At 62.8% G+C, this 12,196-nt stretch carries 10 protein-coding genes and 1 tRNA gene; 7 read left to right on the top strand and 4 right to left on the bottom strand.

Features of this window, described 5'->3' with window-relative positions:
* The first annotated feature begins 15 nt into the window (after window positions 1-15).
* Both ACF3ND_RS06290 and ACF3ND_RS06285 read left to right on the top strand, forming a co-directional pair.
* Window positions 16-708 carry a MarC family NAAT transporter gene (locus tag ACF3ND_RS06290; protein WP_394065219.1) on the top strand — a complete coding sequence of 231 codons (693 nt, stop codon included), beginning with the start codon at window positions 16-18 and terminating at the stop codon, window positions 706-708.
* A gap of 58 nt (window positions 709-766) precedes the next feature.
* Window positions 767-2,191, top strand: coding sequence for a TolC family protein (locus ACF3ND_RS06285; protein ID WP_394065218.1), 1,425 nt, complete (start codon window positions 767-769; stop codon window positions 2,189-2,191).
* A gap of 19 nt (window positions 2,192-2,210) precedes the next feature.
* On the opposite strand, the gene ACF3ND_RS06280 is transcribed toward ACF3ND_RS06285, so the two are convergent.
* Window positions 2,211-3,344, bottom strand: coding sequence for an aminotransferase class V-fold PLP-dependent enzyme (locus ACF3ND_RS06280; protein ID WP_394065217.1), 1,134 nt, complete (start codon window positions 3,342-3,344; stop codon window positions 2,211-2,213).
* A 130-nt stretch (window positions 3,345-3,474) separates the two neighbouring features.
* Here ACF3ND_RS06280 and ACF3ND_RS06275 point away from each other — a divergent pair, with 130 nt between their 5' ends.
* Window positions 3,475-4,149, top strand: coding sequence for a metallophosphoesterase (locus ACF3ND_RS06275; RefSeq protein WP_394065216.1), 675 nt, complete (start codon window positions 3,475-3,477; stop codon window positions 4,147-4,149).
* Window positions 4,146-5,012, top strand: coding sequence for a PhzF family phenazine biosynthesis protein (locus ACF3ND_RS06270; protein ID WP_394065215.1), 867 nt, complete (start codon window positions 4,146-4,148; stop codon window positions 5,010-5,012). The genes ACF3ND_RS06275 and ACF3ND_RS06270 overlap by 4 nt, the downstream gene beginning before the upstream one ends.
* Here ACF3ND_RS06270 and ACF3ND_RS06265 read toward each other — a convergent pair.
* Window positions 5,009-6,694: an alpha/beta hydrolase gene (locus ACF3ND_RS06265; RefSeq protein ID WP_394065214.1), complete on the bottom strand. Its 1,686-nt coding sequence runs from the start codon at window positions 6,692-6,694 to the stop codon at window positions 5,009-5,011. The genes ACF3ND_RS06270 and ACF3ND_RS06265 overlap by 4 nt on opposite strands.
* A 58-nt stretch (window positions 6,695-6,752) precedes the next feature.
* On the bottom strand, window positions 6,753-7,511 hold the full coding sequence (locus ACF3ND_RS06260; protein ID WP_394065213.1) for a class I SAM-dependent methyltransferase: 759 nt from the start codon (window positions 7,509-7,511) through the stop codon (window positions 6,753-6,755).
* Window positions 7,512-8,010: 499 nt separating this feature from the next.
* Here ACF3ND_RS06260 and ACF3ND_RS06255 point away from each other — a divergent pair, with 499 nt between their 5' ends.
* Both ACF3ND_RS06255 and ACF3ND_RS06250 read left to right on the top strand, forming a co-directional pair.
* Window positions 8,011-8,553, top strand: coding sequence for a GNAT family N-acetyltransferase (locus ACF3ND_RS06255; RefSeq protein WP_394065791.1), 543 nt, complete (start codon window positions 8,011-8,013; stop codon window positions 8,551-8,553).
* 1,197 nt (window positions 8,554-9,750) lie between these two features.
* The gene (locus ACF3ND_RS06250; RefSeq protein ID WP_394065212.1) at window positions 9,751-10,269 is read left to right on the top strand and encodes a hypothetical protein; all 519 of its coding nucleotides are present in this window, start codon (window positions 9,751-9,753) and stop codon (window positions 10,267-10,269) included.
* Window positions 10,270-10,282: 13 nt separating this feature from the next.
* On the opposite strand, the gene ACF3ND_RS06245 is transcribed toward ACF3ND_RS06250, so the two are convergent.
* Window positions 10,283-10,359, bottom strand: a tRNA-Met gene (locus ACF3ND_RS06245).
* 323 nt (window positions 10,360-10,682) lie between these two features.
* Here ACF3ND_RS06245 and ACF3ND_RS06240 point away from each other — a divergent pair.
* Window positions 10,683-12,083 carry a GntP family permease gene (locus ACF3ND_RS06240; protein WP_394065211.1) on the top strand — a complete coding sequence of 467 codons (1,401 nt, stop codon included), beginning with the start codon at window positions 10,683-10,685 and terminating at the stop codon, window positions 12,081-12,083.
* Window positions 12,084-12,196: the final 113 nt, after the last annotated feature.

Raw genomic sequence — 12,196 nt, 5'->3', positions numbered from 1 at the left:
CATCACGGAGCGCCCATGCAAACCGAACTGATGCAGTTATTCAAGCTGACCGGCCTGGGGCTGGCTTTCCTGCTGCCGCTGGCCAATCCCCTGACCTCCATGGTGCTGTACCTGTCCCTGGGAGAATCACTGACTGCGCAGCAAAAGCAGCAGCAACTGCGCCAGGCCACGCTCTATGTGATCGCCTCGCTGCTGGTGACGTATTACGCCGGACTGTGGATCACATCAGCCATGGGTATCTCCGTAGTGGATATGCGCATCGCCGGCGGACTGATCGTGGCCTACATCGGCTTTCGCATGCTGTTCCCGCCGGCGATCAGCGACGTCGTTTCCCAGGCCGCCGACCAGAACAATGCCGCCAGCAACAATATTGCCTTTGTGCCCCTGACCCTGCCTTCCACGGTGGGGCCCGGCACCATGGCCCTGGTCATCAGCGCTTCGTCCAAGATGGCAGGCATGCGCGATCAGTATGCCGAATGGGTGCTCTGGACCGTTCCGGTAATTCTGGCGCTGCTGATCGGCCTGCTCTTTTTCATTTGCCTGCGATCCTCGCTGAGCATCGTCAAGCTCATCGGCCACAACGGCGTCGATGCCATCTCGCGCATCATGGGCTTCCTGCTGGTCTGCATGGCGGTCCAGCTGGTACTGGAAGGCGGCCAGCAATATGCCGCCAGCCTGCTGACTCATCACGCCGGCCCTGCTTCCTGAGTCTATGCACACCTTCTGCTTGCCTTCCTTGCGTTTTCCTCTGGCCGTGGCGGCCGCCTTGGTTCTGTCTGCATGCGCCGCGCCGAAGGCGCCGCCGCCTGCAGCCGGAACAGGATTTGACGCGCCCGAACCGCCCCGCCTGACGTCGCTGCACGACAAGGCGCCGGAGCAATCCGCGAACACGCCCGACATCCGGCCCGGCCATGAATACACCCTGCCCGAGCTCATCGATCTGGCCCAGCAGCTCAATCCCAGCACCCGCATCGCCTGGGGCGAGGCCCAGCAGGCGGCGCAGGCCGCCGGCATGGTGCAGAGCGCCTACCTGCCCCTGATTTCCGCCAATATCGTCGGCGGCTATGTGCGCAGCGACCGCAGCGACAGCGCGCGCCTGCTGGGACGCGACGTGGAGCTGGACTACGACACGCACCTGAGCGGCGTGGTGCCGGCCCTGACGCTGCAGTGGCTGTTGTTCGACTTCGGCAAGCGCGCCGCCCTGCAGGAGGCTGCCGACAAGCTGGCGCTCGCCAGCCGCATCACCTTCAATGGCGTGCACCAGGCAGTCATCGCGGAAGTCTCCATCAGCTACTTCAATTACAACTCGGCGCGCCGGCGCGAGCAGATCGCCGCGCAGGGCCTCAAGAACGCGGCCCTGATCGAGGACATCGCCCTGGAGAAAGAACGCAACGGGCTGGGTACGCGCATCGAAGTGGCGCAGGCGCGCCAACTGAAGGCCCAGGCCCGCCTGCATCACGTCAACGCCGGCACGCTCGCCCGCCAGGCCTACCAGACCCTGCTGGGCGCAGTGGGGCTTGCGCCCGATACCCGGCTGGAGGTGGCCGACAGCGCCGGACGGCCGCTGCCCGAAGACCTGGACATTCCGGGCAACGCCGCCTTGCGGCAGGCCATCGCCCGGCGCCCCGACGTGCAGGCCATGCAGGCGGCGCACCAGGCCAGTCTGGCCGGCGTGGACTCGGCCCAGGCCAGCTTCATGCCCAAGCTCATGCTGATGGGCTTTGTCTCCAGGCGGATCGGTTCGCTGAGCGTGGGCAACCTTCCCGAAGTCAGCCCGCAGGCATCCTCCAGCGGCGCGGTGCTGGCCCTGTCCATTCCCTTGTACGACGCCGGGCTGCGGACCAAGCAGACCCGCGAGGCGCAGCTGCGCGCCGAGACCGCCCGCGAACGGGTGCAGAAAACGGAGCGGGACGCCTACAAGCAGATGGTGATCGCCGCCGATGTGCTGCGCGCGGCCCTGGAATCCCATCGCGCCGCCGGCGAGCTGGTGCAGGCCGCCCAAGTCACTTACGACGGCGCGCTGGAGTCCTACAAGGAAGGGCTGACGGGCATGACGCTGCTGACCGAGGCCCATAGCGGCCTGCTGGGCGCGCTGGAAGCGCAGAGCGCCGCCCATGCGGCCGGCCTGGTGGGCTCGGTCAACCTGGCTTTTGCCATGGGCGAGCTGAACCAGGCGCCCGCCCTGCCGTGAACGCCGCCGGCGCGCGGCTTCAGTTGGCCTCGATGGCCCGCAGGGCCTTGTCCAGGCGATCCACCGTGCGGTCCAGGTTGTCAAGCTTGTCCAGTCCGAACAGGCCGATGCGGAAAGTCTTGAAGTCCGCCGGTTCGTCGCACATCAAGGGCACGCCGGACGCGGCCTGCAGGCCCGCCTTGGCGAACTTGGCGGCCGAATGGATGCCGTCGTCGGTGGTGTAGCACACCACCACGCCGGGCGCTTCGAAGCCGGGAGCGGCCACGCTGCGAAAGCCATGTTCGCGCAGCAAGGCCCGCACCCGACGGCCCAGCTCGAGCTGCCGGGTCCGGATGGCGTCAAAGCCATGGCTTTCCGTTTCCGCCATGGCTTCCTGCAGCACTTTCAGGGAGTCCGTGGGCAAGGTGGCGTGATAGGCATGGCCGCCGCTTTCATAGGTTTCCATGATCTGCAGCCACTTGCGCAGGTCGCAGGCGAAACTGGTGCTGACCGTGGTCTCGATGTGCAGCCGGGCGCGTTCGCTGAGCATGACCAGGCCGCAGCAGGCCGAACCTGTCCAGCCCTTTTGCGGCGCGCTGATCAGCACGTCCACGCCCACCGCCTTCATGTCCACCCAGGCCGTGCCCGAGGCGATGCAGTCCAGCACGAACAGGCCGCCGACCGCATGCACGGCTTCGGCCACCTGGCGCATGTAATCATCCGGCAGCATGATGCCCGAAGCGGTCTCCACATGAGGCGCGAAGACCAGCGCGGGCTTTTCGGCATGGATGGCGGCCACCACCTCGGCGATGGGCGCGGGCGCATAAGGGGCCTGGCTGCCGGCCTCGACGGGGCGGGCCTTGAGCACCGTGGTGCTGGAGGGGATGGAGCCCATGTCGAAGATCTGCGTCCAGCGGTAGCTGAACCAGCCGTTGCGGATCACCAGGCATTTGCGGCCTGTGGCGAACTGGCGCGCCACCGCCTCCATGCCGAACGAGCCGCTGCCCGGCACCACGATGGCGGAATGCGCCTGGTAGACCTGTTTCAGCGTGCGGGAGATTTCGCGCATCACCTGCTGGAAGGTCTTGGACATATGGTTCAGGGCGCGGTCGGTGTAGACCACCGAATATTCGAGCAGGCCGCCGGGATCGACGGAATTGCTTGTATCAGACATGAAGACCTCGGGATTCAGAAACAAAAGATATAAGGATCAAGGTGATTTTAGTCCATGCGGGCAAGCGCAGGTTGACGATGCGGCTGCCTCTGGGTACCTTGAGGGCCACGCTTCGCACTTCCCGGAAAAAATGATGCGCATACCTCATTTCACCCTGAACACCCAGGGGCGGGACATCGCCGTGGGCGATGTGCACGGCTGCTTCAGCAAGCTGGAGGCGGCCCTGCGCCGGGTCCGTTTCGACCCCGCCAAGGACAGGCTGTTTTCCGTGGGCGACCTGGTCGACCGCGGACCGGAATCCAGGCAGGCCCTGCAATGGCTGGACCTGCCCTGGTTCCATGCCATCTGCGGCAACCACGAACTGATGACCTGGCGGCGCGCGGACGGCCGCCCCATCCAGGAATTCGATCATCGCACCCATGGCGGCCTGTGGCTGGACGACTGCCCGCCCGAGGAACAGCAGCGCATCGCCCGGCGCCTGCAGGCTCTGCCCCTGGCCATGGAAGTGGACACGCCCGAGGGCGTGGTGGGCATCGTGCACGCCGACTTCCCCTACGAAGACTGGAACGCCATCCACGGCCCAGGCTTCGACGCCAGCGACGAATATGTCTGCCTGTGGTCCATAGACCGCTACGAAACCCGCTACGCCGGAACCGTGCGCAACGTGCGCGCCCTGATCCATGGCCACCGCACCACCCGCACGATGCTCCAGCTTGGCAACGTCTACTTCATCGACACCGGGGGCTGGCGCGAAGGCGGCCGCTTCACCCTGCTGGACCTGCATACCTTGAAGCCCTTGTCATGAAGCCATGGAAACCATTGCAGGGCGTCACCATGCCCCATGAACTAGGCCGCCAGCGCATCCATGCTTTCGCCGACGGAGAGCGCGGCGGCAACCCGGCCTATGTCATCGCCAGCACGGAGCCTGCGGCGGCGCGGCAAAGCGAGCTCATCGCCATCGCCCGCGCCCAAGGCTGCGAGGTCACGCACCTGCACTTCACCGGCGAACCCGGCACGGCCCGGGCCCGCTTTTACGTACCGACGGGCGAGATCGCCTTCTGCGGTCACGGCGCCCTGGCGGCTGCGGCCTGGGCGATGCGGGCCGGGCAGGCGCAGGATCGTTTGCTGCTGGTCCATCAGGGCGGCGAAATCCTCATGCAGAGGCACAACGATGGCCAGACAGGTTTCACCGACACCGCCGGCAATACCCGCGAACACCCCATGACCCGCCCCCTGCTCCGGGAATTGCGCGCCATGCTGGGGCTGCCGGATCTGCAAGGGGAAGACGTGGCCTTGCATCTGGGCGGCAAGCAGCGGCGCAAAGCCCTGATCGCCCTGTCCAGTCCGCGCTGGCTGGCCCGGATAAGCCTGGATGCCGAGCGGCGCGACCGCTTCTGCCGGCACCATGAGCTGACCGGCATTTATCCCTTTGCCGTGTCGGCGCACGGCGACATCCTGAGCCGTCACTTCCCCCTGGCCGCGGGTCTGGACGAAGACATGGCCACGGGTAATATCGCGCCCACCGTCGCCGCCCTGGTCTGCGGCGACCGGCCCTGGCCGCTGAACATTCTTCAGGGCGGCCCGAACTGCGACACGGCGCGCCTGCTGTTGCAGCCGACGGAGGACGGACTGTGGTTCGTAGGCGGCTATTGCCGCCACGTCGCCTAGCCGCCGCGCAGGTCCTCCTGCGCCGCCAGCATCCGCCGGCGCAGATGCTGCTTCAAGTCCAGCAGGTCCTCGTCCGTCCAGGAACGCCCCGGCGCCACCTCGCGCCACGCATCGATGTAGTGCTCGGGCGCATACACATGTCCGTAGCCCAAGGGGGCGCCCATGGACAGGCTCATGTCCAGGGCCAACTGCAGAAAGGTCACGACCGGATACCAGCGGAACTGCGGCGAGACGTCGGGACCACGAGGCGCGTTCATCCATTCCGGCTGCCGGTACAGCGCATGCTGGTCGAAGAAGGTCACCGCGTCGCTGGCGTACTGCAGATAGACGATGCGCAGCGGCCCCCAATCCTCATGCTTGCCGGGAGCCTGGCCGTCCTGATTGAGGAAGCGCACGAACGCGCCATCCCGGAACACCGGCAGCCAGGCCGGGCTGCCGGCGTTCCTGTCCCGAGTAATCCGCCGCCAGTCGCTGCTCATGAAGGGCGGGCCGCTCCATAGCGCGCCATGTATGGGGTCTTCCAGCATCTCGAACAGCAGCAGGGATTTTTCGGAGTTCATGGCGCCCAGGCTCAGGCCATGCAGATACAGCCGGGGACGCTCCTGCCTGGGCAGTTGCTTCCAATAGCCATAGACCTCGGAAAACAAGGCGCGAGCCGAATCCGCCCCCATGTCCGCCTGAAACAGCAGCGACAAAGGGCTGTTCAGGTAGGAGTACTGCATGGCTACGCTGGCCACATTCCCGTCATGCAGATACTCCAGGCCATCGATGGCGGCCGGATCCACCCAGCCTGTGCCCGTGGGCGTGATGATGACCAGCACGTCGCGCTGGAAGCCGCCTTGCCGGATCAGCTCGGCCAGCGCCTGCCTGGCCCTGTCCTGCACGGACTGCCCCACATTCAAACCGGCGTACACCCGCACAGGATCCAGGGCATCACGGCCCGTCACGGAACGGATGTCGGCCGCGCCCGGGGCGGACGCCACGAACTCCCGCCCCGCTCGTCCCAGGTCCTTCCAGGCCAGCAAGGAATCGGGTCCGCCGGTCTTGCCGGCCTGCGTGGGCTGCGGCCGTTCCGGCTCGATCAAGGCGTCATATTCCTGAAAGGACCGATCCGCCAGCGTGAACACCGCCTGCACCAAGACCCCGTTGACCAGAGTCCAGAGCAACGCCACCGTCACGCCCACGCCCAGCACCGTCCCTACCTTGCGCGGCAGATACCGCCGGGCGCCGGCCACGATCCGGCCGCCCAGCCACAACGCACAGCGGGTGAGCAGCAAGAGAATGAAGAAACTGAACAGCGCCAGCGCCGACACGCGCAAAGGATAGGCGCTGTCCAGCGGCTCCATGCGCATCACGGCATGAATGGAGTTCTGCCATCCTACCGACAAGGCCAGCGCCGCGATCGCCGCGGCCAGGCAAGCCAGGCCGATGACGGTCAGTGCGCGGCGGCGCAGCGGCGCGCCCGGTTCCGGGAGTTCCAGATAGCGCCACAAGCGGCGCAGCAGATAGCCCAGGCCATAGCCGCAACTGAAGGCCACCCCGCACAAGACCCCTTGCATGACGAAACTGCGCGGCGCCAGACTGGGCGTCAGCGCCGCCGCAAAAAACAAGGTCCCCAGCAACAGGCCCATGCCCGACAGGGAGCGGCGCAGCGCCTGGAACAACTGGATGAGCCTTGGCATAGACAACCCTGGTGAAGAGTCTCGATCTTTCATTTGAAGCAAGGCCGCTGCCCGACGCTCACAAACGACCCAGACGCATGGCGATGGGCCACGAAACGGTACGACGGATATCCTGGTCACCCCACGACCCTGCAATTTCCTTGGCGAAGGCCGCCAGCATGCCCTCCCGGCCCGCCTCCCGAGCTCGACGCACGGCGGACCAGGTCTGCACATAGCCCAGGAACTGCTCCAAATTCCAGTCCAGGCGAATGCTCAGCTCTGGACCCTGCAACTCCTTGAACGGAAAATCCAGGGTGGCGTAGCCACTGTCCACCAGCTTGCGTTCCGCCGGCCAATACGGTCCGACCTCATCATGATAAAAATGCTGGAAACGCTCATTCAAACTCGGCTCAAGCTGCATCACTCCATAGCTGACCAGCGCCAGCACACAGCCCTGACCGCCCACCCGCCTTGCTTCCGTGTAAAACGCCGGCAAATCAAACCAATGCGCCGCCTGGGCGACCGTGATCAAATCGGCGCAGCCGTCCGGCAAAGGCATGCGCTCCGCGGGCGCGCGCACATACGACACGCCCTCATGCGCCACCGCATTGGCCAACTGATCCGCACTGGGATCCACGCCAATCACCGCTCCGAAAAACGGCGCCAGCAACGTCGTCAGTTGCCCTGTCCCGCACCCCACATCCACAGCCATATCCCGGCCCGAAGCCAGCGACGCCAAAAATCCAGCCAAGTCCGCCGGATACGCCGGTCGAAACCGCGCATACGCGTCCCCGCCTTGATCAAACCAGTTGTGCGACGAAGTAGCTTGAACGGACATGGGCGAAGCCTCCTAGTGAAGGGCTAATGATGATGTCGGAAGGTTGAAACTTGAAACCTGTTGATCTTAGAGCATGGGGCCCACCATGTGGCAGGAGCAGAGCCTGGCCAAATCAGACCGCCGAACCCGGAACATAAAATACGCAGGACAAGCATTCAGCCGACAGGCGCCGTATTCCTGATTGGTCGCAACCGCCTGGCCTGCAGCTATGCGAGCTTGCCGAAAAAAGAAGTATTCCCGTTCGACCGCGGGTCATCATCCTGTGCATGAAATGGCGGAGCAAGACATTCGATTTGCGCGAGCTTGCCCTGTTTCCGTATTTCCTTTTATTGCAACAGCTCTTTGCATCGGCTCGAATGCCGAAAAGGACGCGCTTGTCGACTGCGTGCCTGGCAAGCCGGCGATACACTAGTCATACTCGAATCCGCCCCTGAAGCCGCCGGAGCCTGCGCGGCGCAAACAATGACAGGAACCAGCCCTCATGAGGACACTCGCGTCGATGCAAGCGCATAGCGTCACCGTCCGCCGCGCGGATACCGCCGATCTGCCGCACCTTGCCCGCTGCGACTTTTCCTTCGAAGTCGCCGCTGAGCTTGTCGAACCATTCGAGGCTATGCAGGCTGCGCCAGTCGAGCCGCCTTACCGGAAAGACTATGGCTTTGACGCGGATGAGCTGGCGGATTACCTTGATTTGTCCGATGGGGGGCTTTTCGTGGCCCTGGCGCGCCGGGCCCCTGTTGCTTACATGGCCGTATCCCCAGGCTGGAACAACTACGCCGTCATAGAAGACATAGCGGTGGATGCTCCCCATCGAGGAAACGGCATAGCCCGCCTCATGCTGGACACGGCGGTGGCATGGGCGCGGGAAACATCCTTGGCAGGCCTGCGGCTTGAAACCCAGTCCGTCAACGTGGCCGCCTGCCGCTTCTACAAGCGATACGGATTCCTGCTCGGCGGCCATGATCGATATCTGTACCGTGGACTGCACCCCGACAGCCGAGAAGTCGCCCTCTTCTGGTACCTGCCTTTTCAAGCTTATTGATGGCGACAGGCCATACGCGGGATTCAAGACACAATCATGCAGCGCGGACCATTTTTGATGACACGCCAATTCCAGGCACGTTTTCAGTCGCTTCACTATCAGTGATCCATTCGAAAAGGCATTTTGCTATTACCTCTGCGACAAGGGAGATCCAGAATGTTCAAACGCCTGATACTGCATTTCACGGCTGGCATTTTTTTGATTCTTCGAGGAATTCCAGGAGCCAATTTGCCAGGTCAATGACGAAATTTGCCCGGTCGATGCCGAACTGTTCTTTTTTAAAGACGCCGTTCAAGGCACAGAAAGAGCGGACGGGGCTGATGTCTTGCCGCCGCCGGCCTCATACCCTGTGCGAGACGCCATCCTGTCCTGTTGCCCTTCCGACTGTCGACCTTGAAAGCAGAACCCAAGACAGACACACAAGGATACATTTGAGACTCTTGATCACGTTTATGGGTTTGTAACTCCGGAACGGTTGGGTATTATTCCCACGCGTCTCGTTACACGCATATTCACTCTGGAAACGGATGTCAAACCCACGATTTTTCGTTATTTAGTCTCTAAGAGGAGAAGGAAATGGGTAAGCTTGACCACGGAACAATGTGCATCATGTGCCAGACCCTGCCGCTATCGAAGCCACACACTTCTCGACATATCAACATGCACCCTCTTACCCGACTGGAGGATTTTGGGCAGGACGGCGCCGAAAGCCTGTATCGCTGTTCAGTCTGCCATACGCACTGGCTTTACCAGCAAGACAAATGGCATGCCTGCCTGGGCTTCAAGCTCTGGCCCGGCGACTTGCGCAGCTACCGTGCGCAGGAAAGAGCGCCACGGTCGTCGCCCAGCCAATTTGCTCCACAGAAAATCTTCCGTGGTCCTGTACGCTTGAATTAGCTCCCATCCAGACCTAGCTGAGCGTACTTATCGCTTACAGTCTCCATATACCGCATGGCCCTGAACGGCGCAGCGTCAGCCTCAGGCGGCCAATCAGATGCGGGCAGGGCCACATCCCAGCAAGGACTTCGTGGCCCTGTTATGCAAGCGCTGACAGGCATGCTCACCGGCAACATCAACCCTCAGCACCAAACCCCACCACGTCCGCCGGCCCTGCAGGACTATTCAGAGAAAACGCTCCATCGGCGCGTTTCACGCTTAATCCGTCTCTCTGAAACTCAAAAGGCACGAGGCCCCCCTATGAATATCCCAGAGCATTGTCATATTTTTGAAAGCTCCGGATGGGTTGTGAGTCACCGGATGAACTCCACTCTTCCGGGCTATCTGATGATCAGCTCAAAGGTAGACGCCCAAGATTTATCTGAGCTTTCGGAAACAGCACTAAGCGAGCTCGGCCCGCTATTGGCGGTTGCTCAGCGCGTCTTGAAGCATGAATTGCTCGCTCAATGGGTCTATATTGGTCGGTACGGACATACACCGGCCTGTCCTATCCACTTTCATGTCATCCCGATATACGACTGGGTGGCAGACCTGTTCTGGAAGGACCATCGGTATCGTTTGCTTGAGACCTTCACAGACGGGGCAAGCAACAGCTTGACGGATGGATCTGAGTTGACGCTGTTCGTATGGCGCGAATTTTGCGAACGCCCGGACCCACCGCCAGTCAGCGGCCCTTCAGTCAGGGAGGTGATTGCGCTGCTTCGGGAAAAACTCAGGCCATATCTGGCGGCAAAGAAAAAGCGGCCCACATTGCTGTGAGCCGCTTGTATCTTGGTGGCGCATCCCTGATTCGAACAGGGGACCTGCGGATTATGATTCCGTCGCTCTAACCTGCTGAGCTAATGCGCCGAAGAAGAAATTATAGCAAGGTTTTCGATTTTGGCAAACGTTTTCGGAAGACTTTTTGCCTGCCCTTGCGGAAAATTCTGCAAACCCTTCCGAAACCCGCATGAATGCTGGCTCAGGCGCAGGAAGATTTTTTCTTCCTCCGCGAAAAAGTGTCACTTAAGGTATCCAGACTGTCTGTCTGGTCTCACGCGGGACTGCGTGGGCAGCGTTGACGGCCATCAAGCGGCGCGCCCCGGAGGTGTTGCTACACTGGCGGCTTGGCGACCCGCCTGTTCTGCCCCATTTCTCGTCCGCGATCCGGACTCCGACAGGAGCTTTTTCCTATGGCCAGTACGCTTGCTATTGTTGTTTCGCTGTTGCTGTTGATGTTTCTTGCTTACAGGGGGGTGACGGTGCTGCTGCTGGCGCCCCTGATGGCCGCGCTGGCGGTGCTGCTCTCGGGCGATGCGGGCTTTCTGCTGCCCATCTACACGTCCACCTTCATGAGCGCGCTGAGCAATTACGTGCTCCAGTTCCTGCCCATCTTCCTGCTGGGCGCCCTGTTCGGACAGTTGATGGCCGACTCGGGCGCCGCCCACACCATCGCCCAATGGATCACGCGCAAGCTGGGGCATCGCCACGCCATTGCCACCGTGGTCATGGCCTGCGGCGTGCTGACCTACGGCGGGGTGTCCCTGTTCGTGGTGGCATTCGCCATCTATCCCATTGCCAAGGATCTGTTCCGCCAGGCCAATGTGCCCAAGCGCCTGATTCCGGCATCGATCGCGCTGGGCTCCTTCACCTTCACCATGACGGCCCTGCCCGGCACGCCCGCCATCCAGAACGCGATTCCCATTCCCTATTACGGCACCAATGTGTTCGCCGCGCCGGGCCTGGGCATCATCGGCGGCCTGGTCATGGCTCTGGGCGGCCTGTGGTGGCTGCAGTCGCGCGCCAGGAAGGCGGCCGCCAGGGGCGAAGGCTACGGCGAACACCTGGAAGACCTGGGCGACATCCCTGAAGAGGATCACCAGGGCCTGAGCCACATGCCGCTGTTCCTGGCCGTGCTGCCCCTGCTGCTGGTGATCGGCGTCAACGCCCTGTTCACCTACGGCATCTTCCCAGACACCAATTTCGATTACCTGAGCGAGCGCTTCCCGCAGATCGCCCCCGCCAAGATCACCGGCCTGTGGGCGCTGATCATCGCGCTGGTGGTCGCCAACCTGGTGCTGATCGTCAGCCGTCTGGGCCGATGGAAGAACCTGCGCGAAAGCATCAACAAGGGCGTATTCGGCTTCATGCTGCCGCTGTTCAACACGGCCTCGGAAGTGGGCTACGGCGCCGTCATCGCCAGCCTGACCGGTTTCGTGATCATCCGCGACTTCGTCCTGAACCTGGCTCCCGGCAATCCGCTGATTTCCGAGGCGGTGGCCATGACCACCCTGGCCGGCATCACGGGCTCCTCGTCGGGCGGCCTGAGCATCGCCCTGCAGACCCTGGGCTCGGACTACCTGCAGATGGCCCAGCAAGCCGGCATCAGTCCCGAACTGCTGCACCGCGTGGCGGTGATGGCCGCCGGGGGCCTGGACACCCTGCCCCACTGCGGCGCGGTGATCACCTTGCTGTCCATCTGCAAGCTGAACCACCGCCAGTCCTATGGCAACATCGCCGTCGTCACCATGGTATGGCCGCTGATTGCCGTAGCCGTCGTCATCACGCTGGGCACGCTGTTCGGCAGCTTCTGACACCACAATGCCGACACGAAGAAAGCCAGCCGCAAGGCTGGCTTTTTCTTGGTTCTTCAAAGAATTCCGGGGATACCTCCGTGTTTGGCGAGCCGTTTGGGCCAAGCGGAAAG

The sequence above is a fragment of the Alcaligenes sp. WGS1538 genome (genome assembly GCF_043187505.1).
Classification (GTDB): Bacteria; Pseudomonadota; Gammaproteobacteria; order Burkholderiales; family Burkholderiaceae_B; genus Alcaligenes.
Note: the sequence above shows the minus strand (reverse complement) of the source record. Positions and strands in the feature narration are given on the sequence as shown.

Excerpts from the sequence above, each read along its gene's own strand:
- ACF3ND_RS06290 (WP_394065219.1), top strand. The coding sequence starts at position 16 with ATGCAAACCGAACTGATGCAGTTATTCAAGCTGACCGGCCTGGGGCTG.
- ACF3ND_RS06280 (WP_394065217.1), bottom strand. The coding sequence starts at position 3,344 with ATGTCTGATACAAGCAATTCCGTCGATCCCGGCGGCCTGCTCGAATAT.
- ACF3ND_RS06275 (WP_394065216.1), top strand. The coding sequence starts at position 3,475 with ATGATGCGCATACCTCATTTCACCCTGAACACCCAGGGGCGGGACATC.
- ACF3ND_RS06270 (WP_394065215.1), top strand. The coding sequence starts at position 4,146 with ATGAAGCCATGGAAACCATTGCAGGGCGTCACCATGCCCCATGAACTA.
- ACF3ND_RS06265 (WP_394065214.1), bottom strand. The coding sequence starts at position 6,694 with ATGCCAAGGCTCATCCAGTTGTTCCAGGCGCTGCGCCGCTCCCTGTCG.
- ACF3ND_RS06260 (WP_394065213.1), bottom strand. The coding sequence starts at position 7,511 with ATGTCCGTTCAAGCTACTTCGTCGCACAACTGGTTTGATCAAGGCGGG.
- ACF3ND_RS06255 (WP_394065791.1), top strand. The coding sequence starts at position 8,011 with ATGCAAGCGCATAGCGTCACCGTCCGCCGCGCGGATACCGCCGATCTG.
- ACF3ND_RS06250 (WP_394065212.1), top strand. The coding sequence starts at position 9,751 with ATGAATATCCCAGAGCATTGTCATATTTTTGAAAGCTCCGGATGGGTT.
- ACF3ND_RS06240 (WP_394065211.1), top strand. The coding sequence starts at position 10,683 with ATGGCCAGTACGCTTGCTATTGTTGTTTCGCTGTTGCTGTTGATGTTT.